Below are 24,795 nucleotides of genomic sequence, written 5' to 3'. Positions count from 1 at the left end.
AATCTTACCTAATTAAGTGTCTAATGAAATCAATATTAGATTGGCGATCGATCGCAAAGATGAGTTTTTTCGGTAAAATCCGAAGGTTGTGCGGATAAAAGCAGCGTGGTGAACAGTTGACAGTTGACAGTTGACAGTTGACAGCGAAGTGATAATAACGGAGATTTAAACTCGGTTCTTATCACAATCTGCCGACCTGAGTAAGGGCTTCAAACCCTTGCTATTCGGTGAAAGTGCGATCGCATCTGAAAACAATGTCTAGCAGGCATTTGTCACGCCCATACAGTCCCCAGTGCTGGATTTTATTTTAACAGGAGATTGTGATGATTACAGAAAAGCGGCCCTGGTTTAAAGTTGCCTTCCAGTTTCAAGGGTCGATCATTTTTTTCATTTGGCGCCGCGTCATGCTGTGCGCTAGTTTTGGGTTGTTGATTTCGGTACTGTACTTTTTTAACTTCCCAGTATCCTTGCCCATCCTATCAAGCATTGTTCCCAGTATAGTCCTCGGCTTATTGTTAGTGTTTCGGACAAATACAGCTTACGATCGATTTTGGGAAGGCCGGAGGTGCTGGGGAACCTTAATTATTGCAGTCAGAAATTTGGCACGTCAAATCTGGGTATCTATTAGCGATCGAGAACCGGATGATTTAGCGAAAAAAAAGTCTACTTTGCGATTATTAGTGGCTTTTGCCATAGCAATGAAATTGCACTTGCGCCAAGAACCAATTAGCTCAGAAATAGAGCCTTACGTACTACCCCAACAGTATGAGAATCTCAAAAAGATGAACAATCCTCCCCTCGAAATTGCTTTTTGGATTGGGGATTATTTGACGATACAGTACGAGGCAAATAACCTCGATGTCTATCGGCTAACTGCGATGAATCAGTTAGTAAATAACATGATTGAGGCCTTGAGCGGTTGCGAGCGGATTTTGAGAACTCCGATGCCTCTTGCTTACGCGATTCATCTCAAACAGCTACTCTTGCTTTACTGCTTGGCACTGCCTTTTCAAATGGTGAAGGAGTTAACTTGGGGGACAGGCCCTGTGGTAGCTTTAATTAGTTTTGCTTTGTTCGGTATCGAAGAAATCGGCATTGAAATTGAAAATCCTTTTGGACACGATGCCAATGATTTGCCTTTGGATAATATTTGTGCTACTATGCAGCGCAATATCAACGATTTAATTACTTTATCTCCTAGCGTTCATGCTCGGGCAAAAGAGCATTAAAGTCATTAGTGATTAGTCATTGGTTATTGGTTATTGGTTATTAGTTATTGGTTATTGGTCATTGGTTGTCGAGCGTTAGTCATTGGTGATTGGTTACGCTTTTGTGCATTTAAATTGTATTTTTACGGCGGGCAGGATTCCCGCCCCACAAAAGTTTAACTTTATTCGGACGTGCAATTTAAATGCCTCGGAGCTTATTTGTCTTATGTTTCTTGTTCGTTCTAATAACCAATAACCAGTAACTCATGCCCTATGCCCTATGCCCATGAGTACCTCATATGGAGATCGAAATGCTATAGCTTCCGCCTAACGTTAATTTCTAGCAATTAACCACATTAACCCAGCTAAAACCAACAATAAAGGCGTCAGCCAATCTCCCCACCGCACGTACAAAGTCCGAGTTTGCCGCCGATAAATAGTAGCATCTCGGACTTCATAGGTATTAATTCCAGACTTCCAAATCGTCTCGCCGCGAGGATTTACAAAAGCAGAATAACCTGTATTAGTTGCGATCGCAGCCCATCTATCAGTTTCAATGGCCCGCATCACATCCAAAGCGTGATGCTGAGCCAGCATTGGCGGTTTGTAATGGGCATTGTTGGAAGCTGTGAGTATAAATTCACCTCCATTTGCCGCCTGATATCGGAAAACTTCAGCAAACGCTGAATCGTAACAAATTCCGACAATAGCGTGGCCAAACGGCGTATTAAACCATTGTTTTGAGTTCCCTGGTACTAAATGAGTATCTAAGGGAGACAGCCGATTAATAATGCCGCCTAAGATTTCGTAAAAAGGGATGTATTCGCCTAAGGGCACTAGCTTGAGTTTATCATACCGGCTGACAATTTCTCCTGTTTTGTCGATCGCCAATAAGCTATTAGTCATGCTATCTCCTTCCTGTCCGAATCCTCCAACCCAAGCCAGAACACCGCGTTGGAGAATCGCTTGGTAAAAAGAAAGAGTAGAACGCTGATACTCATTTGTCCAGATAAAAGGCAAAGCTGTCTCTGGAAGTAACACAGCATCAACTTTCCTGTCTGCTAACTCTTTATATCCAGCCGTGTAACCTTCCAAAGCGCGCCGCCAACCACCTGAGTCAAACTTAATCTCGTTAGGAATATTGCCTTGAATAATCCCAATTTTTAATCCTGTTCCCGCCTCTTGAATTAACGGGCGATTGTACAAACTCCAGCCGACAATATGCAAAACTAAAAATAAACCCGCAGGCAAAATATAAGCAATCCAATTCTTCCCTCTTCCTTCTTCCTTCTCTCCTTTTCCCTCTTCCTTCTTCCCTCTTTTTACCTTGAGCGAAGCCGAAAGGCCTTCTTCCTTCTTCCTTCTTCCTGCGATAAAAGCTTCGGCAATTAAGCCATTTACTGCTACAACTGCCGCTGTTACTGCGCTGGGCCCGGAGAGTTGACCGAGGTGCAATATGGCTAAGTTGTGCGGGCTTTGGGTGTATGATAGTGATGTCCACCACAGCGAGCCTGTACTCCAAATACTTTCTAAGGCACACCACAAAGCTGTACCAATTAACACGCGGATCCAAGATGCCTGTGCCACTAATTTTTTGGGAAATCACAGGCAAGATGCCTGTGCCACTAATTTTTTGGGAAATCACAGGCAAGATGCCTGTGCCACTAATGTGGGAAGTTACGATCGCAAATAACCATGCCCAAAGGGTGACTAATGCACTTCCCCAGAAGGTGATGAATATCCAGCAAAAAAGTGCGATCGCCAAACTGGGCCACCAAGGAACTCCCAACCAAGTCATTGGGTGTATTCCCATAATCCAAGATATGGCTAATCCGTGATAGCCGATTCCCCAGAGAGCAGGAAGAAGGAAGAAGGAAGCAGGAAGAATGAATAGGAAAGAAGGAAGAACTTTTTGTTTTTTTTCTGTGATTATTGCTCGTTCATAACTGACAACCAAAACCCACAGGGGTGCTAATGCTACCCAAGCCAACGGCCAAGCATTGACTGGTGCTGTTGTCAATGCCATCAAAATGCCGCTGAAAAATGCGTTAGCGAAGCCCTCGAAGAGGATCGCCCCGCCGAATATTTGAGATTTCTCAACCGCGAGTTTTTCAAATTTAAGTCTTTTAAATATCGCCACTTTGATGATTACCAATTAAATATATAGCGGTTCTCAGAAAGATAAGGTACGTTGTTGGGCTTCAGCCCTCTTGGTTTCAGTGGTTATATAACCTGTCAGTCATACCTCACCTTTTTGATAAAGGCTATAATAATTCTTAATCAATATATCATATCATAAAGGTTTGTAGTGAGGACTTTAGTCTGCATCCAAGAAAGGACTAAAGTCCTCACTACAAACCAATTTGATTCTGGTCAGTGTAGCGGAAACAATATCAAAAATAAATCTCTTAATTTATGCTTTCCAAAACAAAAAGCGCCCTCATTTGGAGAGAGCGCTTTTTATTAATCAACAGCTAAATTTAGCCGTTGATGGAAGGAGCAACCAATGCTACTGGGGTGACAGCACCGGCGGCCAAGTCGAGGGGGAAGTTGTGAGCGTTGCGCTCGTGCATAACTTCCATACCCAAGTTGGCGCGGTTGATGACATCCGCCCAAGTGTTGATGACGCGACCTTGGGAGTCGATAATTGATTGGTTGAAGTTGAAACCGTTGAGGTTAAACGCCATCGTGGAAATACCTAAAGCGGTAAACCAGATGCCGACAACTGGCCACGCACCTAATAAGAAGTGCAAGGAACGGCTGTTGTTAAAACTTGCATATTGGAAGATCAAACGACCGAAGTAGCCGTGGGCTGCAACGATGTTGTAGGTTTCTTCTTCTTGACCAAATTTGTAACCGTAGTTTAGCGATTCGCTTTCACTTGTCTCGCGAACCAAAGAAGATGTTACTAAAGAACCGTGCATGGCAGAAAACAAAGCACCGCCGAAGACACCAGCAACTCCCAACATATGGAAGGGGTGCATTAGGATGTTGTGCTCGGCTTGGAACACGATCATGAAGTTGAATGTGCCGCTGATACCCAGGGGCATTCCGTCAGAAAAGCTGCCTTGCCCGATCGGGTAAATCAAAAATACTGCGGTAGCAGATGCCACAGGTGCAGAGTAGGCTACGCAGATCCAAGGACGCATTCCTAAGCGATAGCTCAGTTCCCACTGGCGGCCCATGTAGCAAAAAATGCCGATGAGGAAGTGGAAAATGACGAGCTGGTAAGGGCCGCCGTTGTACAACCATTCGTCTAAAGAGGCTGCTTCCCAGATGGGATAGAAGTGAAGCCCGATCGCATTAGACGAAGGAACAACAGCACCACTGATCAGGTTATTGCCGAACATCAAGGAACCAGCAACTGGTTCGCGGATGCCGTCAATATCCACAGGAGGAGCTGCTACAAAGGCAATGATGTAGCAGGTGGTTGCGGTCAGCAGAGTTGGGATCATGATTGTCCCAAACCAACCAACATAAATCCGGTTATCGGTGCTAGTTACCCACTCGCAGAACCGTTCCCAAACGTTGCCGCTTTCGCGACGCTGTACGGTTGTTGTCATTTGTTTTATGATTGCTTAATTGAATTTTCAACGTTCTGTTGTGGAAATCTCCACGCTTATATTAGTAACACTATTCACAACAGTTTGCAAAGGGATTAGTGCTTATATTTGAATAAATTTATAATCCTTTACATAACTTGATTCTTGATGAATTTTTGTGGCTGTTTGCAAAGTAATATTACAGAATAAATACGGTTAAAATAAAGCGGGCAGAAGAGCTGAATCTTTATTCTGTAGGTTGGTTCAGCAGTTAAGTCAAATTATTTTTGTTGAGGTCAAACTTCTTTATAGTTAAACATATCTTAATTGGCGATTGAGCAGATGAATTTTAATATTTGTTTACATATCCTAGGTGGATTGACTGTTGACAGTTGACTGTTGACGGTTGACTGTTGACGGTTGTAGAACGAGAATCAAATCATTGATGCTTGAGGAGTATCGGCTCTATTCAAGAAGTTATTTATGTTCTCACGGATGTGGCGATCGCACTAAATTCTCCAGAATCCGCAATCAACCGGATTCATCAACTAAAAACCCGGTTCATAAGGCGCTTTGCAATTGCCATAAACCGGGTTTCTGAGGATGAGTTCGTAAATTGTGCCTAAAAATTAGCCTTTAGCCTGGGGGCCACTTCATGTGCCGTCCGCCGAGAATGTGAAGGTGCAGGTGATCTACGGTTTGGCCACCGTCATTGCCGGTATTAATCACGACGCGATAGCCGTTACTGAGTCCGAGTTGTTCGGCTACCCGTTTTACAGTCAGCAGCAGGTGTCCCATGAGGGCATGATCTCCCGATTCGGCATCGGCTAATTTGGGAATAGGTTTTTTGGGAATGACGAGGATGTGGACTGGCGCTTGCGGATTGATATCTCTGAAGGCGAGGGCTAAGTCGTCCTCATAAACGATGTCTGCGGGAATCTCTTTGCGGATGATTTTGCTGAAAAGCGTTTCTTGGGTTGTCATGGGTGTTAACGAAGTTCGGCAACGGGCAATGTACGGGATGTAACGGATAAATTTTCAGGGAAGGGGGAAGGCGGAGGGGACAAGGGGAGGGAGGAAGGGGGAAGAGGCAGGAGGAGAGAAGGAAGAGAAGAGGAGAAAAGGAAGAGGCAACGAAAAGTTTTTCTTGCCTCTTCTGATATTCATTAGTCATTGTTAATCATAATAGATGATGGATCGAAGACAGGCAAATTGAGGATAAAAAATAATGCTTGCGAGGGTTTGGAGTGCATCTATCGTAGGAATTGACGCGGTAAAGGTGGGTGTGGAGGCTGATGTATCGGGGGGACTGCCGAAAATTGTGGTTGTGGGGTTGCCGGATTCGGCGGTGCAAGAGGCTAAAGAAAGGGTTAAGGCTACGCTCAAAAATTCGGGATATGGTTTTCCGATGCGGAGTATTGTGATTAATTTGACTCCGGCGGATTTGCGTAAGGAAGGCCCGAGTTTTGATTTGCCGATCGCCATTGGCATTTTAGCAGCATCCGAACAGGTCAGCGCCGAGCTGTTGGGAGATTATTTGTTTTTGGGGGAACTCTCTTTGGACGGGAGTTTGCGGCCTGTGGCGGGGGTTTTGCCGATCGCCGCTGCTGCTGCCAAAATGGGTATTTCGGGGTTAATTGTACCAGCAGCCAATGCAAAGGAAGCGGCTTTAGTAAAAGGAATATCTGTTTACGGTTTTGAAAATATATTTGCAGTTACTGATTTTTTGAACAATCCTCAAGTTTATTCACCGATACAAGTAAACGGTAGAGAAGAGTTAGGAAAAACTAGGTTTCAGGGTCTAGATTTAAAAGACGTAAAGGGGCAAATTCACGCGCGGCGGGCTTTGGAAATTGCGGCTGCCGGTGGACACAATTTGATTTTTGTGGGGCCGCCAGGAAGCGGCAAGACGATGCTGGCGAGACGTTTGCCGGGTATTTTGCCACCGCTGACTTTTGATGAAGCTTTGGATGTGACTCAAATTCATTCGGTGGCTGGTTTGTTGAAGGATAAGGGTATGCTGGTGAGCGATCGACCTTTTCGCAGTCCTCACCATTCAGCATCCGGGCCTTCTCTCGTTGGCGGGGGCAGTTTTCCGCGTCCGGGTGAAATTTCCTTAGCACATCGCGGCATACTTTTTCTGGATGAATTAACTGAATTTAAAAGAGATGTTTTGGAGTTTTTGCGACAGCCTTTAGAAGACGGTTATGTGACGATTTCTAGAACCAGACAATCGGTGATGTTTCCGGCACAATTTACATTAGTTGCTAGTACGAATCCTTGCGCTTGCGGTTACTATGGCGACTCGATCCAACAGTGTACTTGTTCGCCCCAAAAGAGGGAACAATATTGGGCAAAACTTTCGGGGCCTTTGATGGATCGGATTGATTTGCAAGTGGCGGTTAATCGTTTGAAACCTGAGGAAATTACCAGACAGGCGACGGGGGAGGAGTCGGAACCGGTGCGGGTGAGGGTGCAGCGGGCGCGAGAGATGGCGACTCGCCGTTTTCAGTCAGAAGCTGGCTTGCGGTGTAACGCGCAGATGCTAAGCAGCCACATTAACCAATGGTGTCAGTTGGATGATGCTTCGCGGAATTTGTTGGAGATGGCGATTCGGAAATTGGGGCTTTCGGCGCGGGCTAGCGATCGCATTTTGAAGGTTGCTAGGACTATTGCGGATTTGTCGGGGGATGACAGCTTGAAGACTAATCACGTGGGGGAGGCGGTGCAGTATCGGACGATCGATCGGATGCAGTAGAATTATTTGCTATTTGCGATCGGGCGTAGGGAAAATGAGACATTAATTCATCTAAAATAACAGAATGAACGTCGATATAACCCTTCTCAGATAAGTGAGGTATGTTGTTGGGCTTCAGCCCTCTTATAGTGATTATATACTTAGCGAGTTCGCATCAAAAAATCCATTTCATTCATACCTCATCTTTCGCTCGAAATGCTATATTATATCATTTACGGCTGCATCGGAATAATATATTTGGATGATATCAGTGCGAGCGTCTCGCTCGTGGCATAGATCGCGAGCGAGACGCTCGCACTCTCATAATTCCGATGCTGCCGGATTTGATATTACTCAACTAAATTGGATATATAAAAATAAGCTTGAGTTAACACAGTCCGGTTTAGAAAACTCTGTGAAAAATAGACACACTTGATTGCTTGGCTTTTCGCTCGCAATCATAAAAAAATCTTAACTCAACCTTATTGGAATATGCGTGGGTCTTGGCATTATAGCCTTTCTCAAAAAGATGAGGTATGACTGACAGCTTATATAACAACTAAACTAAGGATCGCAAATTGAATAATTTACACTCTTGAAAGTGGGATGGGCGTCCCGCCCGTCCAGAAAGGACGGGCGGGACGCCCATCCCACAAGAATAATAAAGATTGTAAGTTATTTAATTCTCATTCCTAAGAGGGCCCAAGCCCAACAACATACCTCATTTATCTGAAAAAGGCTATATACCAAGCACAAACAAATATTGCTACAACACAATTATTTAGTGGAATGAACGTCCAAGTTGTTTCCTCAAATATTCTCGCCTGTGCGTCGTTAGCTCGATTTTAGATTTTTTCGGGTACGAGCGATAACGACACACCCTACAAAATAAATTTGGAAAATTGCTATTATTTACGACCAGTCAACAAATAAGTAACCATGTATCCCTTGCCCTTAACTTGAATCGCCCCTCGCTTCTGAAAAGTGTATTTATTCTTTAATATTTCGTAGGTTTCGGCGGTGACTTGAATGCAGCCGGTAATCCCGTGGGATTCCATGCGCGAAGCAATATTTACTGTGTCGCCCCAAAGGTCGTAAATAAACTTTTTTAAGCCGATGACGCCGGCAACTACAGGGCCACTGCTAATTCCGATCCGAATGCTGAATGGTTCGGAATGATTTAAGCTCAGAAACCGGATTTCTTGTAGCATATCGATCGCCATATTCGCCACCGCCTCGGCATGATCCTCTCGCGGAGTAGGTAAACCGCCGACAACCATGTAAGCATCACCAATAGTCTTAATTTTCTCCAAACCGTGGCGATCGGCTAAATGATCAAAAGCTGAAAAAATATCATTGAGCACGGACACTACCGCAGTCGCTGAAATTCTCGACGAAAGCTCTGTAAAGCCCACAATGTCGGCAAACATCACCGTTACTTCCCCAAAACTTTCGGCGATATTATGTTCATTATCTTTCAAACGCAGGACGATCGCCGCCGGCAAAACATTCAGCAACAGTTGCTCGGATTTCGCTTGTTCCACTTCCAACTGTTGGTAAGCAGCCTGCAACTGTTCGGTTTGGAGAATTCTTTCTCGGGCTAGCTTTTCGATTTGGGCGGTGCGACTCAACGCTGTCAGCATATATGTCACCGGCAGCAGAGTCCACAACATCCCCATACTCAGAGTTCCCCAAGAACGCCAGTGCTTGCGAGTCTTCCGAATTTCCGGCGTTGCAGACACGTATAAAGACCACTGGCTGCCGCTAATTTTCAGCACCCTTTGGCAAGCCGCATACTGCGGGCCTGGATTGTCCAGAATCGGGCAGTTTGACCTTTGAGTTACTTTCGCAGCGGCCGATGCGGTGAACACTTGTTGGGTGGAGGATTGGAACAAAGCCGCAAATTGCGGAATTTGCCCGTCAGCAGCCCGATTTTGCAGAACGGGGTCGGGCGTTGGCGGTAACAACGGCAGTGCTTCTGGCTTGTCTGGAGGCTCGCTGGCGAGATAAATGGTGAGGTAGTCGGTATTGCGTCCTTTTAAAGAGGTTTGGAAAATATCTTTGCCTTGAAATACGCCCAGAACAAATCCTTGTAGCAGTTGGCGGCGGGATTCCAGGGTAGTCGGTTTAGTGCTGTTTTCGTAAATCGGAACTATTACCAAAAGACCCACTTCCGGCGAATTGCGCTGAATTAGACCGTCGTAGCTGGTGACAATCATTTCTCCAGTATCCCGCGCGCGATCGATCGCAGCGCGAATTTCTGGGTGGGAAGTGAGGTCAAATCCCAATGCTGTCTCGTTTCCCGCTGTTGGTTCGACGTAAAAAGCTGGGAAATATTCGGAACGCTGGCCGGCCTTGCGGAGTTCTCCCTGGGGGCCGCGCTCTGTAATCTGGAAGCTGGAGTCAGTTTCGGTTCTGGCTTGGGCTTCGTAGTTGGCGCGCTGGGAATTGGGAACGCGGGGGGCCCAAGCCAGCAGTTGCAGGCTGGGGTGAACGGATAGGGGACGGCCGACAAACCGAGCAAAAGAAGAACGTTCGACGACGCTAAACGCTTTCATGTAGTCGCTGAGGGCGAGAACTGCGTCTAAGTCTGAGTTGAGTTGGCGTTCAATGCCGATCGAAATATCGTCGATGCGGCGGTGCATTTCGTAGTCGTGGCGCCTGTCTTCCCAGTCCCAAACCAAGGCAAATGCCAGGGCCGAGAATCCGACACCCAAAACAAGTGTCAACCCGGCTGGAATGTAGCGAGACCAGGATAAAGGTAGTTTTTTCAGCATAATTGCCTAGCGAATAAGGGCAGCAGATGAGCACACCGCACAAATGAGATTAATTTCGGCGTCTCAGTGCCGTTAATTCAAAACCCTGATAACTCAAGCACCGACGGCAATTGGGGATTAAAAGAAGACCGTACGTTTTATCTAAATTTTCATCCTTTACCAGAAAGAATTGGTTGAAAGCCCGCCCGCCGGAGCGGGAGAAATTAAAATCAGAGTATTCATTACTCCAATCCTCGGACTTAAGGGTAGAGGTCGCTCTCAAACTGTCAACTGTCAATTGTCAACTGTCAACTGTTGAAACCGGAATTTCAATCCAGAATTCTGCTCCTTGTCCGGGCGCTGAGATGCACCGCAGACTTCCCTTATGTTTTTCTACCACAATCTGATGGCTGATGGACAATCCCAAACCTGTTCCAGACCCAACCGGTTTCGTGGTAAAAAAGGGGTCAAACAGGCGCTTGCTAACGTCTTCGGTCATTCCAGGGCCGCTGTCGGCGATGCAAATGACCACGCGATCGCACTCGCCGACATTGCTTTTACTATTGTTCAACCCAGCTTTTTTCATTTCAGTACGAATCACGATCGTCCGGGGTTGTTTGCGGTTTTCCACAGCGTCAATTGCATTGCTGATAATATTAAAAAACACCTGATTTAACTGCCCCGCACAACAGTAAATTTTCGATATAGTTCCGTAGTCTTTAATGATTTCAATTCGTTTTTCTTGAGTGTCGTGGTGCAATCGATGCTGCACAATTAACAGCGTACTCTCAATTCCTTCATGAAGATCTGCTAACTTTATTTCTGATTGATCTAGTCGCGCAAAATTCCGCAGCGACAATACAATATCACTAATTCTTTCAACTCCTACTTTCATAGAATTTAGCATCTTGGGCAAGTCTTCCTTGAGGAAATCAAACTCTATTTGCTTCAGTGTTTCGGTAATTTGCTGAGCAGGAGACGGGTAATAGTGCTGGTAGAGATTCAAAAGTTCTATTAAGTCGTTAAAATAGATGTTGGTGTGAGAAATATTGCCGTTAATAAAATTTGCAGGATTGTTGATTTCATGGGCGATACCAGCCACCATCTGCCCGAGGCTAGACATTTTTTCTGATTGAATTAATTGGATTTGAGTATGTTGGAGTTGTTCGTAGGCTTCTTGCAATTGAGTTGCTTGTTTTCTCAATTGAGATTCCGAAGCTTGGAGTGCTGCTGCGGAAATTTTGCGGTTAGTAATATTTTCAATCATCCCTAAGTTGTAAATAGCTTTTCCTTCCCCGTCTCGGATCAAAGTAGCTGTCACATTTACCCAAACAGTTTTACCTGTAGCCGAAATATGGCGAATTTCGATTTGATAGCTCGGAATTTCTCCCCGATTGAGAGCGGCAGCAGCTTCGAGATTGTTTTGACGATCTTCGGGATGCCCAATTTCTATGAATGTTGTACTCAGCAATTCTGCTGCTGTATATCCCAGCATTTCGCAGTAAGTTTTATTGACTCGCACCAACTGGCGATCGTCTAAATTGGCTAAATAGATACCGATGGGTGCATCTTCAAATATTTTGCGAAATAGTTCCTCGCTGGCCCGGACTTTAGCTTCAAGTGAAAGCCGATCGGTGATGTCTTCCAAAGTACATAAAATGCCGACGACATTGCCGTAATTGTCATGCAAAGGTATTTTATTTGCATCCATCCAGCGCTGGGTGCCGTCGGCTTGCATTTGAGGTTCAATAATGTGATATTCAGCGGTATTTTTTGCCATGATCCGGCAATCGCAATCTCGGAAAAATTGTGTTTCTTCTGGCTTCCAGGGCATATCGTAGTCCGTGAGACCGGTGATTTCAGTGGGATGATTTAAACCTGCGATTGTGGCAAAGTTTTTGTTACCTCCCAAGTAAACTGAATCTAGATCTTTCCAGGCGATTAACTGAGGGATGTTGTCGATCACCAACCACAGCATTTTTTTGGATTTTTGCAAAGCTTCTGTGCGTTCTAGGACGCGCTTTTCTAGTTCTTGATTGGCTTGTTCCAGGGCAACTTTTGACTCGCTGAGGGCGATTTCTGCTACCTTGCGATCGCTAATATCGATTGTCACCCCTTCCCAAAGTATCTCGCCGCCCGGTTGCAGTTCGGGGCGAGCAATGGCGCGAATCCATTTCAGTTTTCCCGATCGCGTAACGATCCGCCCTTCATATTTCCAAGGTTGTAAATTTTTCCCGCAAATTGTGAGTGACTCTTGCATCGGTTGTAGGTCTTCTGAATGCACCAACGACCACATTGAATTTGAGTTTTTTTGAACTTTTTCTGGAGTTAATTCATAGAGTTCCCAACAGCCGGGACTGACATAAATGAATTCATTGGTACCGTCGAGATGCTGCAAGTATTGATAAATCATTCCCGGCAGGTTGCCGGCCATTTTTTGGAATCGGGCTTCGCTTTGTCGCAGTGCTGATTCGGCAAGTTTGCGATCGCTAATGTCGATCAACAAACCATCCCAAATAATGTCACCTTTTTCGCTCAGTTCGGGTCTGGAAGCCCCGCTAACCCACTTGATGCGATCGCCCGGTAACACTAATCTGCCTTCCCACCGCCAAGGATCTAAAGTTTTAGCTGAGATAGCCAGAGTTTCGTGGAAGTTTTGTGCATCCTCTGGGTGAATCATTTCGATCGCAGGAATAGCTGACTTTTGCAGCACCTCTGGTTCTAATTCGTAGAGTTCGCGACAGCCAGAACTGATGTAGGGGAATGACACAGCGCCGTCGGCTGCTAGCTGAAATTGATAAATCATTCCCGGAACGTTGGCGGCTAGTTTTTGCAACCTCGCTTCGCTTTGGCGGAGTGCGGTTTCTGCTTCTACGCGATCGGTAATATCATAAAATGACGATAAAATTGATGCTTCGCCCTTAAAATTAATCGCTCGCATCGACATCTTTGCCCAAAAGCAACTGCCATTTGCTTTCTTGAGGCAGATTTGATCGCTGTCGCTAAAGCCGTGTTTTTTGACTGATTCTAGCAATTGATGGCGATCGCCCGCATTAGCATAAAAGTCGATCTTTTTGCTAGCGATCAGCTTGTCTGAACTCAAACCGAAAGTTTCTCCGAGGGCAGAATTTGCGTACAAAATTGTGCTGTCTGAGCGGCGCGTAATGATCGTAGGAATGGGAGTCGCAGTAGCGATCGCCCGCAATCTTTCTTCGCTTTCTTGCAGGGCTGTTTCGGCTGCGACTCTTTGGGTAATATCGTTCTGAACTCCGATAAAATGAGTGAGGTTTCCGTCGCCATCGAGGACGGGGGAAACAGTTAATTCGTTCCAAAAAGGTGTTTTATCCTTGCGGTAATTCTTGAGAATTACCTTAACTTCTGTTCCCGATCGCAAACTGCTGCGGAGTCTGTCTAATTCGGCGCGATCGGTATCCGGGCCTTGCAAAAACCGGCAGTTGTGTCCAATGACTTCTTCCCGGGTGTAGCCAGTCAGTTTCTCAAAAGCAGGATTGCAATATATAATAGGTCTGTCGAGCCTGCCAGCATCTGCGATCAGGATGCTGTTGCTCGACGCTGCGATCGCCCTTTCTAGGAGAGACAGGTGGAAAGAGTCTGTTGTCATCGGTGGCAATACACACACTCCGAGGGAGCGGACATGAAAATAAAAATTTATCGATAGCTTGACACATTCTTATTTTATCAAATTTTATCAAAAAAATGGGTCTAAAAACCCGTCTTTTAAGACTGATTTGCATTTAGGCTGTCCTGTGTTACCATAGTTAAGACTGGTTTGGTAAACAAAATGTTAAAAGCCTTCAAGTACAGAATCTATCCGACAAGTGAGCAATCAGTTTTGCTTGCCAAGTCGTTTGGATGTACTAGATGGTTCTATAACTATGCCCTCAACTTAACGTCTGAAACTTACAAGCAAACGGGGAAGGGGTTAAGCAGAAATGAAATAATCAAACTTCTACCCTCCCTGAAGAAAGAGTATGAGTGGTTGGCTGAAGCACCATCACAAGTCCTTCAGCAAGCTGCTTTAAATCTTTCTAGTGCTTTCCTGAACTTCTTCGAGGGTAGGGCTAAATATCCCAACTTCAAAAAGAAACAAAATAGACAGTCTATTAGATTTCCTCAAGGTTGTGAATTAAAAGATGATACATTGAAACTGCCTAAGATTGGTGATGTTCGTTGTAAAGTATCACGACAACCAGAGGGGACTCTAAAGTCGGTTACGGTTTCAGTTAATCCATCGGGGGAATACTTGGCGGCCTGCCTCTATGATAACGGCAAAGACTTACCTGAGAAATCAACAGAAGGAAAAGCCATTGGCATAGATGTGGGACTAACTCACTATGCTGTTACATCCGATGGAACCAAACATGGGAATCCCAAATACTATCGAAAGTATGAAAAGAAATTAGCGAAGAGACAAAAGCAATTAAGTCATAAGCTTAAAGGGTCTGGCAACCGCAACAAAGCTAGGGTTAAAGTTGCCAAAGTTCACGCGAAGATAGTTCGGTGTCGCGAAGATTTTTTACACAAACTAAGTCGTAAATTAGTTGACGAAAACCAAGTCATAGTAGTCGAGAATCTAGCAGTTGGAAACATGGTCAAAAACCACAAACTAGCTAAATCTATTAGTGATGCTGGTTGGGGACAATTCTGCACCATGTTGAAGTACAAAGCCCAGTGGGCAGGAAAAACCTATGTCGAAGTAGATAGGTTTTATCCCAGTTCTAAGACTTGTAATAAGTGTTTAAGTCGCGTGGATAGCTTGAGTTTGGATGTTCGTAGTTGGCAATGTCCTAAATGTGGAGAAAACCATGATAGAGATATTAATGCTGCTAAGAATATTTTATATGAAGGTTTACGAATTTTGACGGCAGGGCATACCGTTACTGCTTCGGGAGGGAGAGTAAGACCAAGTAAAGGCACTGCTTTTACAAGGCATCTCCCTGTGAACGAAGAATCCTAGCCCTTTAGGGGGGAGTGTCAATTTATTATCTTATTGTAATTTAGCTTTTTCCACCAAGCCTACAGAAAAAAAGCCGATAAACAAATAATATCGGGCAATTTCAACGGCTATCTCATTTTCGAGTTCTGATTTAAGATTTTCTCTCGCCGATGACTTATATTCTCAGGGTGGGGAGCAGATCTACAGCAGTTGCATTCTTTTTTGAAACTGGTATTATCTGCGATCGCCAATCAAAAATCGAAAATCGAAAATCGAATAATCAATCTAGATTGACAAGGCAAGGCTAGAACCCTGAGCAGTTTTGGTGACTTCTATCCTGGCTTGAAAAGCTTCTTTGAGGTGCGGCATATGGGTAACGGTGAGGATGCAGGCGAAGTCAGAGGCGATCGCATTAATGGCAGCAATTAGGCGATCGCACCCTTCCGCATCCTGAGTCCCAAACCCCTCATCAATAATCAACATTTGCAAAGCCGTACCCGCCCGCTGAGACAGCAATCTCGCCAGCGCCAGCCGAATCGCAAAATTAATCCGAAAAGCTTCGCCACCCGAGTAAGTTTCATAGGGACGAGTACCGCGAGCATCAGCAATGAGAATGTCTAAAGTGTCAATCAATTTAGTTGCTTTTTTAGAAGCAGCCGCCCGCTGAGTAATAAATTGTACGTGCAACTGATTCGCGCTCAATCTCGACAATATCTGATTGGTTTCAGCTTCCAGTTGAGGCAAAACATTTTCAATCATCAAAGCTTGAATCCCGTTCTTGCCAAAGGCTTGACCCAACTCTTGATAAACTTTGTATTGGCGTTTAGCAACCTGCATTTGCTCTTTTTGAGCGACTAACTGAACTTGCAAATCTTCTAGATTTTGCTGCTGTTGTTGGAGGCGTCCGAGACTTCCCAAATGTTGGTCTAGCTGCTGGCGGCGGCGGCCCATTTGTTGTTCGATCGCACTTATTTGAGCAGTCGGATCGGGATGTTCTTGCAACTGCTGGTTCATCGCTGAACTTTGAGCGGTGACAGCTTGCAAATCGCGATCGCGCACGGCGATCGAACTGGCGATTTCATTAACCCGCTGCTGCACTTGCGGGAATTGCTGAGTTGCCGATCGCAATTTTTCAGCACGGGCGATCCAAAACTGCGTTTTACGCATTTCGCTACGGACGTGTTCGTGCTGTTCCAAGTTATAGCCAACTTCCGCGATATATCTATTTAAAGACAGAATTTGCTGCTGAATTTCCGAGCTATTTTTTTGCTGTTCAAACTGTTGCTGTACGGCGGCTAATTGAGTTTGCAAATCCGGGCGGCGGCTGTTAATTTTATTAAGTTTCTGCTGAGCGTCTTTGATTTGAGCTTGCTTAATTTCCGCCCAGCGCAAACGCTTTTCATCGCTGCGGGCGAGGGAGTGGCTGCGATCGCTATAATTGAGCTGTTGCAGTTGCTGTTCAATTTGCTGAAGTTCCCTCAAATCATCAGATCCATACTCGCCAGTACGCAACAACCGCTCGATTTGGGCAGCATCTTGACGCATACTTTGCAGTCGAGTTTCATCTTGGCCCAGGCCATCCAATTGAGCTTGCAAATGGCTGCGGCGTTCCCGCAATTCTTGGTAAGGCGCTAATTCCTGTTCTAGTTCGCGGTATTCGTGTCTGAGGACTTGAATTTCGCGCTCGGAAACTGCCAACTGTTCGCGGACAACCCACAGTTGATTCCAGATTTCTTGCTGTTGGGAGTGGTGCTTGGTGACTACCAAATTCCAGTAGTGTTCGTCTAAAGGTCGATCGCACAAAGGACAGGCGCCAAAACCCGAATCGCGCACAATTAAAGGCGAATTCGCTTCCTGAGTTTCCCCAAACTGGGCAGCTTTACCTTCCCCCGCGCTAGTTTCTGCTTCATTTTTCCGCAACAGTTGGAGTTTTTGGTCAATTTCCGCGAGTCGGGTTTGATAGTCGCGGCTTTTAGCTTGCAGATTTTCTAGAAAGCTGTGCCTTTCTTGGCCTTTTTCGCGGACTCGTTCCTGATAAACTCGCTTGTTTTCCAACTGGACAATTTGATGGGCGATGGCCGAGATTTCCTGCTGCAATTTCGGCTGTCGCTGCTGTTGCTGAACTTGCACCTGTCGGTTGATTTCGGCTAAGCGGGCGGTTAAACCGGCATGGGCGCGATCGAGCTTAGTTTGCGCCTGCTGCTGCTGTTGGAGTAGCGGCGAAACTTGCAGTTGCAGTTGTTCTAGTTCGTTAAGGCGCGATCGGGCTGCTTGCAACTGTGCGAGTCCTTTGTCAACCTCCGGCTGCTGCTTGAGAACATCTAGAACATCTTTTTCATCTTGTTCTAAGACATCTAATTGAGCTTGCAACTGCTGAATTTTGTTTTGCAAAAGGCTCAATTCTTGCCGTTGCTGTTCTTGCAAGTTTTGGCGCTGATTTTGCGCTTGTTGGTGAGCTTTGAATTTTCCAGCCTGCGTCTCTTCTGTGGATTGTAAACTCTGAAAATAGGCAATTCCTGCTGTTATCTCATTTTCTTGGGCGAGCAGGGCTTGCAGCTCGTGTTGCTGCCGCTTGGCGGCTGCGAGTTCTTGCTGCAAGCGACGGCATTCTTGAGAGATATTATAGTGTTGTTGCTGGTGGCCGGCGAGGAGTTTTTGCCAAGTTTGGCGGTTGTGGTGCTGGAGTTGCAGTTGCTGCAAATGTGCTGTGTCGGCTTGCTGCTGCGAAGAGAGCAAATCGGTTGCTTGCTGCAATTGAATTTGTTCGGATGCGATCGCTTCTTTTTGTTGCAGTTGCTCTTGGGTTGTCTGCAAGCCGTGTTTTAGGACTTCGACTTTGGCTTTAAAATCTCTGGCTTTTTCCTTGGCTTGTTCGGATAAAGTGTCGTATCGATCGAGTTTGAGGAGGTTGGCTAAAACTTGCTTGCGCTCGATCGGCTTTTTGAGCATAAACTCATCAGCACGCCCCTGCCGCAAATAAGCCGAGTTAATAAAAGTATCGTAATCTAGCTTGATATGTTCGAGAATTTTCTGCTGAGTATTTCTCAGCCCCTTGTCAGTGAGAGTGCGAAAACTGAGTCCATCCTGAGTTTCGGCGCAATTCAAGCTAACTTGAAATTCCAAACTTCCCGATTGTCCGCGCCGGCGGTTGCGAATCACCCGGTAGATTTGGCCGCCCGTAGAGAAAGTGAAATCAACTCGGACATCAATTTCGCCGATATGGATGATATCGTCTTCTGTATCGCTGCGACAACTGCCCCAAAGCGACCAGGCGATCGCCTCTAGGAGAGAAGATTTACCAGCACCGTTAGGCCCGCAAATGCAAGCAGTGTGAAGTCCGCGAAAGTCTAAAGCAGCTTCGCGATAGCTGAGAAAATTTTTGAGTGTAAGTTGTATAGGAATCATTTAAGGCCATCGCGCCATACAATCTATTTATAAATAACACTATTTGTACGCTGTTGGCTAGTTATTCAATCCAGATCCAGCACAATTGTCAGTGTATCTGCAATTTCTTCCATAATTGTTTCCGAAAGGCTTCCGAGTTGTCGGACAAATCTTTGTTGGGAAACGGAACGGACTTGAAAAGTGTCGGCGGCTGAGAGTTTAGCCAAGCCATTTTCGCTACTTGGTTCTAGTCGAACCATCCAATTTCTCTCTGTATATCGTTCTTTCCAGTCAGTGATGGGGACAATCACTTCAAGCAGCAAAATTCCCACCGTCTCATCGCTGACAATAACTGCGGGACGGGTTTTGCCGATTTCTGCACCAACAGTAGGTTCAAGTGTAACCAGCCAGATTTCGCCTCTACGCATTAGTTTTTATCCCAGCGTTCAGGTATTCTTCCTCGGATTCAAAATATGGTTCGCTGTCTGGCGACCACAAATCATGTAAAGCACCTCCCGGCATATAATCCTTGACTGCTGCTTCTGCTGCGGCTCTGAGTTGGCGCTTTTTCTCGGCTTTGCGCTGGGCTTTTTGTTCTATGTCGTCGCGCATCATCCGCGAAGCTGTTTCGATGATTTCTAGGCGTTCTTCTGCTGTCAGATTTTTGAGTGCTGCTAAGATTTCTGTTTTGGTCACGGTTTTTTTGGGTGGTGGGTAAGAAAGTGCGATCCAACCATCATTATATCTTTGAGGAAAATCCATATCGGCGATCGCACTTCAATTTTCACCTCATCCTGCGAATTTCCGAGGGTATGAAAAAAATAAGTTAAAAATCCCCAAGCTTTGTCGATACTGGTTTCTATGACTGGCATATTTAGCCTTTCATACCGTAAATCAGCAACGCCCGCAATAGTTCGTTGCTGGACGAAAGGCTCGATCGGATTTGTCAAACCACTGTTCTTGGGTATGATAGCGTTCTCGCTGGTAGACTTCCAAGGCACTCCAGTTTTCCTTTTCCCTAGGTAAGAATGTGCCGCGTTCGAGAATTAAGATCTTTTTACCGCTAGGAGCCAGATGATGTGCCAGCGTTCCACCGCCTGCACCAGTGCCGATAATGATAACATCGTAATGTTGGTTAAGCATGGTTTTCATCTCTATTGTTCTTGATAGTTCCACAACAAACCACCATCAACGACTACTGTCGAACCAGTGATATACCGAGCGTCATCTGAAGCTAGAAAAGCAACTACCGCCGCAATATCATCTGGTTTTCCAAATCGACCTAATGGAATATTTTTAAGCAAAGGTTGCAATTGAGCGGGGTTATTTAGTAGCTGTTGATTGATTGGCGTTTCGATCGCACCTGGAGCCACATTATTGATAGTAATACCCAATCTTCCCAGCTCTACCGCCAGATTTCGCATCATCATTTTCACGGCACCTTTACTAGCACAGTAAGTAGTGAAGTGTGGAAATGGTAATTCTTCATGAACGGAACTAATATTAATAATACTGGCGCGATTTTTGCCCGCATCGATTTGATGTTTGACGAAAGACTGTGTAGCAAAGAAAACTCCTTTGAAATTGATATTCATAACCGCATCAAAATCTTGCTCTGTTATATCCCAAAAGTCAGAATGTTTTTCAATCCCAGCATTATTAACCAAAATATCGATCGTGCCAAAATGTTCGATACTTTCAGCAACTAAACGCCGTACATCATCAACCATTCCCAAATCTGCACCGATACTATAACCCCGATCTCGATCGCAAAATCCATCAGCCATCAAGCAATTACCGCCGATCTCATTAATTGCCTTCAGCGTTTGTTCCGCGCCTTCAGGATTGGAACGATAATTGACAACAACTTTCGCGCCTTCCTGTGCCAATCGAATTGCAATACCTTGACCGATACCGCCACTACTACCAGTGACTAAAGCAACTTTTTCATTCAGTTTCATCATTTTTATTGTGAATTGATAGTTTGACAACAAATCTGATTAATACAATCAGTAGTATGATTCGGACAAAGCTTACTGCAAATAGACCTTTCTACCTTCCGCTCCCCACTTCGTAAAAGCTGGTCAAGCTGCAATAAATTTCATTGCCACCCCATTCATGCAATAGCGTTTACCCGTCGGTTTGGGGCCATCTGCAAAGACATGCCCCAAATGTCCGCCACAGCGACGACAATGTACCTCAGTTCGAGTCATTGCAAAAGCTCGATCGATCGTCGTTCCAATAGCACCCTCGATCGGGGCATAAAAGCTCGGCCAACCCGTACCACTGTTATATTTAGTAGTAGAGGTAAATAGTGGCAAATTGCAGCCAGCACAGGCAAAAGTGCCGTTACCATGCTCCAAATCCAGGGGGCTACTACCCGCACGTTCGGTGCCATGCTGACGCAACACTTCAAATTGAGCTGGTGTCAAAATCTTCCGCCATTCTTGCTCTGTTTTCATAATTTCAAACTGATGATTTTCAGCTATTTTTATGGTTTTTCCTTGAACTTTGTTCGGTAAATAATCCGACAACCAAATCGAACCGATCGTCGCAATTCCAGCAGATAAAAAATAACGTTTTTTCATAGGATTAATCTACAGATCGAGAACTACCCTTGCCGTTTTGGGATGAGAAATACAGATGAGTACCGAACCTCGCTCTACAGTCGCACTTGGTTGTTCTTGATACTCCACTTCTCCTTCAGCAATCTTGCACGTACAGGTACCGCAAATCCCTGCACGACAGCTATATTCAGGTCGCAGACCATTTGCTTCGGCAAACTCTAAAATCGTCCCATCGGCAGGATTCCAAGTATGAGTTCGACCAGATTTACTGAAGACAATTTCTTTAGTATTGCTAGTTGCTGTGGTTACAGATTCACCCGCTTTTGCTGGTTTTGGCATTGCCTTGGCAAAGGATTCAAACATTACTCGCTCGTCTGCTACCCCCCACGTTCTCAATCCATTTCTAATCGCATCCATAAATGATGCCGAGCCACACAGAAAGTAATCTGCTTCAGTGGAACCACACAATTGCTGCATTTCTGGTGCCACTATATTTTGAATCAGAGCAGCATCGACATATCCACGCTGGTGATAATGTCCGATATCTGTTGCCATCGGTTGGCTATAGCAGTAGATAATATGTAAATTAGAATGACTGGCAGCGAGGGCATTAATTTCATCGCGAAAAGCATGATTTTGGCTATCTCTAGCACCATGTAAAAACCAAATGTGTCGCAATGGATTTAGTTGCATCGCCGCTTTTGCCATACTAATCATCGGCGTAATTCCCACACCATTACTAATTAAGATCGCAGGTTGGGGATGGTGAAGATTGAGTACGAATTTGCCAGCCGGAGGTTTTACCCAAATTATCGAATCTTCTTGGATGCGATCGTGCATAAAATTAGAAGCAATTCCTGGAGGTAGATCGGTACCGACTGGTGCAATTTCTCGCTTAATCGACAGGCGATAATAAAGTGGAGATTGATGATAATCGGATAGAGAATAAGTGCGGATTACTGGCTCGGCTCGCTCTGGCAAATCGAGTTTTATCGTCAGAAATTGTCCCGGCATAAAAGCCGGAATCGGCTCGTTATCTTCAGGATGTAAATAGAAAGATGTAATATTATCGCTTTCGCTTACTTTCCGCATGACGATAAATTTTCGCCAATCATGCCATCCCGAATTTAATGATTCTCGATCGCCTAAATCGTTAGACTCAACTTCATTATCTTTATTACGCTTACCCGAACTCAAACCGATCGCCGCACCGATAACAGAACTCGCTAACGAGGTGTAGACAACTAGCTTACTTGCAGATTCGGGAGTTGTCTGCTTTGGAGATTTGAGTAATTCTAAGGCAAGTCCAGCAGGAATTGTGACTAAACTGCCTAGAAAGATACCAGCAGCGATCGATCTAATAATGGGATTGGAAATTTTTTGTATATTTTCTAGCATTTTCTAATTCCTCGTTGGTATAGCTTCTTTCCAATAGAATCAAATTAATGGGCAAATATTTGACTGAATTCTATTTTGGTTATAGATATTACTTGTTGGCATCAACGATCTTCAGAGCAGGTTTATCCAAGTTTTCATGGCAGTAAATTTTGCTAAAATATAGATAGTGGGCAACAGCTCCCGCTCGTCGGAAAACCCGATGATTTTGGTTAAGATAATGCCCACCATCCAGTTCGATCGAGAGACTAAGAATACTAAATTCTAGAATCGATCGCAGAGGATATTACTTAACTTCACTGGGATTGAACCTAGCAATTTTGCCTTTTTTGACTGCCACAACCACATCGTAAACAGTACAGAGTGAAAGTGTAGTGTCATTGTTTTTGCTGTAAAGATTAACTACCATGCCCGCACCACCTGGTTGCACGCCAATTGGATTGAGATCTTTGGGATATAGTTTGCGGAGTAAGTCTCCACTACCTGGTTTACCTTTAACCGCTGTAATTTGGTCGATCTTTTCTTGCGTAGTTTCAGTTTGAGCGATCTTAACTTCTTGGGCAGATGCTTGGAGAGAATTAGGAGCGAATGATTGGAAGGGAACGGTGGCGATGGCGATCGTACCCAGAGCGATTGTTGTCAGCAGAAAAGAAGTAGCTTTCATGTTGTAAATCCTAGAATTGGGTTGTAAAAATTAGAAGTGAAGTCGAGTATAAAGATCGACTATTTTGGGATCGATGGTGCAGACTGAGGTTGTACCAGACAGGTTTGTTTGTCACATTCATATTTGTATAGCGATTCTACATAGGGCTTTTGCCAACTCAGCGGAATTTCCAACAAATCTCGCGTGCCAGTAAACCCCTGACCGATAAATAATAGTAGTGCCAAGCAGTTGAGAATGATATGGACGTTGCGCCAACGATTGCTGCGATCGCGATAAATATCTTGAATAATCGCTAATGAAAAAATCATTAACATCGCAGCAACGATCCCATAGTAATAATGGGAGACATACCATTCAGATTCGCGTCGATAGATCTCTGGTTGAGAACCGATCACTACTAAGCCCATTCCCGTTAATGTGGCAAATATGCCCAGCCAAATCTTTTCGCTCGATCGATATAAAAAGAACAGCGCTCCGCTAGTGGCGACGAACATCATCAGGATAAATACCACCCGAAATGGTTCTTTAATCCAAGCTTGTTGTTCGAGTATTTTTGAGAAGATCGGATGTGCCAGTCCAATTAAGGACAGCACTACAACCGAGCCGCTCAGCCATCGACCCAAATCTACGTGCTCTTTGCCTACAACTCCAGGAATTTGACTTTTCCCACCAGTTGCCACAGCTAGCCGTCGTTGGCGGGTTTGCCATGCCATTCTCACTACCATGCCGATGAGGGGGAAAACTACGGCAACGGCGAAAAAAGGATGCAATAGCAAGAATAGATCGTTGGCATTCATAAAAATAAATCCACAGCAGAAGATCGACTATTAACGTCAGTTAGCAGTTCGTTTTCGACTGGCGGACTGGGGAACATAGATGCTCCCAAAATTCCAACTTCTCACTCGAAAAATGCTACTAGCAACTTGGGTTATTAGTATCATCGCAATGGTTTTTTAAGCACGCCTGAAATGAACTTAATAATTTCCTGAATTTTTGGGTATGTATCTTTCAGCCGATTCTCAGCTAATTCTCAGTAACTGTCACGACACGTCAATTCACTGACATCTAACATCTAATCCTCGTCACGATCTAAGATTGCATCAGCCAGCGTCTTTGCCGCCTTACCCTGCAAGGCATCACCGTGCCGGTAGTGCCCTGAAGGAAAGGATCGACAGAATAAAACTGAATTCAAATAAAAGTAGACATTTAGAGTTGTAAATTATCATTGTAATGATGTACAAAGCGCCAAATTGCAGCAATATGATTTTCTAATTTTTTAGAGAAGGCTAAGCTCTTTCTTACCAACCCTTGATACTCGTTGTCGAATAGTACAGTTGAAGCGCTCGATATAGCTAGTAAAACCACTATCTTTATCTACACGGCGTGATGACGTTTGCTGGGCAAGACAGAATCATAAGCACAAAGCGTGATCGGTATAAATTACTGCACATTGACGGTACACTGGTGGCATTGAATTCCATAAAGATTGAGCCGATACTGCGCTACGATCTCCAATATGTACACCAACAATTTCCCTAGTCTGGGCATCCAATGCCAGCCAGACCCACTGCTGATTTCCTTTACT

At 44.9% G+C, this 24,795-nt stretch carries 17 protein-coding genes and 2 pseudogenes; 3 read left to right on the top strand and 16 right to left on the bottom strand.

What is annotated here, in order from left to right; genetic code table 11:
* The first annotated feature begins 323 nt into the window (after positions 1 to 323).
* Entirely contained in the window at positions 324 to 1,229 is a 906-nt protein-coding gene (locus JGK14_RS30070) for a bestrophin family protein (RefSeq protein ID WP_293197036.1), read from the top strand.
* 312 nt (positions 1,230 to 1,541) lie between these two features.
* Here JGK14_RS30070 and lnt read toward each other — a convergent pair.
* From lnt to JGK14_RS30055, 3 genes and pseudogenes are all read right to left on the bottom strand, one after another.
* Positions 1,542 to 3,209, bottom strand: a pseudogene (gene lnt / locus JGK14_RS30065) (apolipoprotein N-acyltransferase); the annotation flags it as partial.
* Between the two features lie 479 nt (positions 3,210 to 3,688).
* On the bottom strand, positions 3,689 to 4,771 hold the full coding sequence (psbA, locus tag JGK14_RS30060; protein WP_293180485.1) for a photosystem II q(b) protein: 1,083 nt from the start codon (positions 4,769 to 4,771) through the stop codon (positions 3,689 to 3,691).
* Between the two features lie 615 nt (positions 4,772 to 5,386).
* Positions 5,387 to 5,734, bottom strand: coding sequence for a histidine triad nucleotide-binding protein (locus JGK14_RS30055; RefSeq protein ID WP_293180488.1), 348 nt, complete (start codon positions 5,732 to 5,734; stop codon positions 5,387 to 5,389).
* 244 nt (positions 5,735 to 5,978) lie between these two features.
* On the opposite strand from JGK14_RS30055, the gene JGK14_RS30050 reads away from it, so the two are divergent.
* Positions 5,979 to 7,508, top strand: a complete 1,530-nt coding sequence (locus JGK14_RS30050; protein ID WP_293190961.1) for a YifB family Mg chelatase-like AAA ATPase — start codon at positions 5,979 to 5,981, stop codon at positions 7,506 to 7,508.
* Positions 7,509 to 8,395: 887 nt separating this feature from the next.
* Here the strand turns inward: JGK14_RS30050 and JGK14_RS30045 are convergent.
* Both JGK14_RS30045 and JGK14_RS30040 read right to left on the bottom strand, forming a co-directional pair.
* Positions 8,396 to 10,264: an adenylate/guanylate cyclase domain-containing protein gene (locus JGK14_RS30045; RefSeq protein ID WP_293190959.1), complete on the bottom strand. Its 1,869-nt coding sequence runs from the start codon at positions 10,262 to 10,264 to the stop codon at positions 8,396 to 8,398.
* 280 nt (positions 10,265 to 10,544) lie between these two features.
* Complete coding sequence (locus tag JGK14_RS30040; protein ID WP_293277498.1) at positions 10,545 to 13,865, bottom strand: PAS domain-containing sensor histidine kinase; 3,321 nt, start codon at positions 13,863 to 13,865, stop codon at positions 10,545 to 10,547.
* A 180-nt stretch (positions 13,866 to 14,045) separates the two neighbouring features.
* On the opposite strand from JGK14_RS30040, the gene tnpB reads away from it, so the two are divergent.
* Positions 14,046 to 15,221: an IS200/IS605 family element RNA-guided endonuclease TnpB gene (tnpB, locus tag JGK14_RS30035; RefSeq protein WP_293197034.1), complete on the top strand. Its 1,176-nt coding sequence runs from the start codon at positions 14,046 to 14,048 to the stop codon at positions 15,219 to 15,221.
* Positions 15,222 to 15,485: 264 nt separating this feature from the next.
* On the opposite strand, the gene sbcC is transcribed toward tnpB, so the two are convergent.
* The 11 genes and pseudogenes from sbcC to JGK14_RS29980 all read right to left on the bottom strand — a co-directional run.
* Positions 15,486 to 18,605 (bottom strand): exonuclease subunit SbcC, encoded by a 3,120-nt coding sequence (gene sbcC / locus JGK14_RS30030; RefSeq protein ID WP_293190955.1) that lies wholly within the window; start codon positions 18,603 to 18,605, stop codon positions 15,486 to 15,488.
* 65 nt (positions 18,606 to 18,670) lie between these two features.
* Positions 18,671 to 19,012: a type II toxin-antitoxin system PemK/MazF family toxin gene (locus tag JGK14_RS30025; protein ID WP_293180505.1), complete on the bottom strand. Its 342-nt coding sequence runs from the start codon at positions 19,010 to 19,012 to the stop codon at positions 18,671 to 18,673.
* Positions 19,005 to 19,280, bottom strand: coding sequence for a hypothetical protein (locus tag JGK14_RS30020; protein ID WP_293197033.1), 276 nt, complete (start codon positions 19,278 to 19,280; stop codon positions 19,005 to 19,007). Before JGK14_RS30020 ends, JGK14_RS30025 begins: the two co-directional genes overlap by 8 nt.
* Positions 19,277 to 19,456 carry a hypothetical protein gene (locus JGK14_RS30015; RefSeq protein ID WP_293287963.1) on the bottom strand — a complete coding sequence of 60 codons (180 nt, stop codon included), beginning with the start codon at positions 19,454 to 19,456 and terminating at the stop codon, positions 19,277 to 19,279. The genes JGK14_RS30020 and JGK14_RS30015 overlap by 4 nt, the downstream gene beginning before the upstream one ends.
* A 22-nt stretch (positions 19,457 to 19,478) precedes the next feature.
* Complete coding sequence (locus tag JGK14_RS30010; protein ID WP_293197031.1) at positions 19,479 to 19,727, bottom strand: NAD(P)-binding protein; 249 nt, start codon at positions 19,725 to 19,727, stop codon at positions 19,479 to 19,481.
* 11 nt (positions 19,728 to 19,738) lie between these two features.
* A complete protein-coding gene (locus tag JGK14_RS30005; protein WP_293190951.1) occupies positions 19,739 to 20,548 on the bottom strand; it encodes an SDR family NAD(P)-dependent oxidoreductase in 810 nt (269 codons plus the stop codon).
* Between the two features lie 120 nt (positions 20,549 to 20,668).
* Positions 20,669 to 21,172 (bottom strand): peptide-methionine (R)-S-oxide reductase MsrB, encoded by a 504-nt coding sequence (gene msrB, locus JGK14_RS30000; protein WP_325315842.1) that lies wholly within the window; start codon positions 21,170 to 21,172, stop codon positions 20,669 to 20,671.
* Between the two features lie 9 nt (positions 21,173 to 21,181).
* Complete coding sequence (locus JGK14_RS29995; RefSeq protein ID WP_293241876.1) at positions 21,182 to 22,549, bottom strand: 2Fe-2S iron-sulfur cluster-binding protein; 1,368 nt, start codon at positions 22,547 to 22,549, stop codon at positions 21,182 to 21,184.
* Positions 22,550 to 22,832: 283 nt separating this feature from the next.
* On the bottom strand, positions 22,833 to 23,210 hold the full coding sequence (locus tag JGK14_RS29990; RefSeq protein ID WP_293197029.1) for a hypothetical protein: 378 nt from the start codon (positions 23,208 to 23,210) through the stop codon (positions 22,833 to 22,835).
* 59 nt (positions 23,211 to 23,269) lie between these two features.
* Complete coding sequence (locus JGK14_RS29985) at positions 23,270 to 24,007, bottom strand: DUF4079 domain-containing protein (RefSeq protein ID WP_293180524.1); 738 nt, start codon at positions 24,005 to 24,007, stop codon at positions 23,270 to 23,272.
* A gap of 409 nt (positions 24,008 to 24,416) precedes the next feature.
* A pseudogene (locus JGK14_RS29980) lies at positions 24,417 to 24,795 on the bottom strand (IS1 family transposase); the annotation flags it as partial.

Source organism: Microcoleus sp. PH2017_28_MFU_U_A (assembly GCF_020738035.1).
GTDB lineage: Bacteria > Cyanobacteriota > Cyanobacteriia > Cyanobacteriales > Microcoleaceae > Microcoleus.
This window is presented reverse-complemented; position numbering and strand designations above follow the sequence as displayed.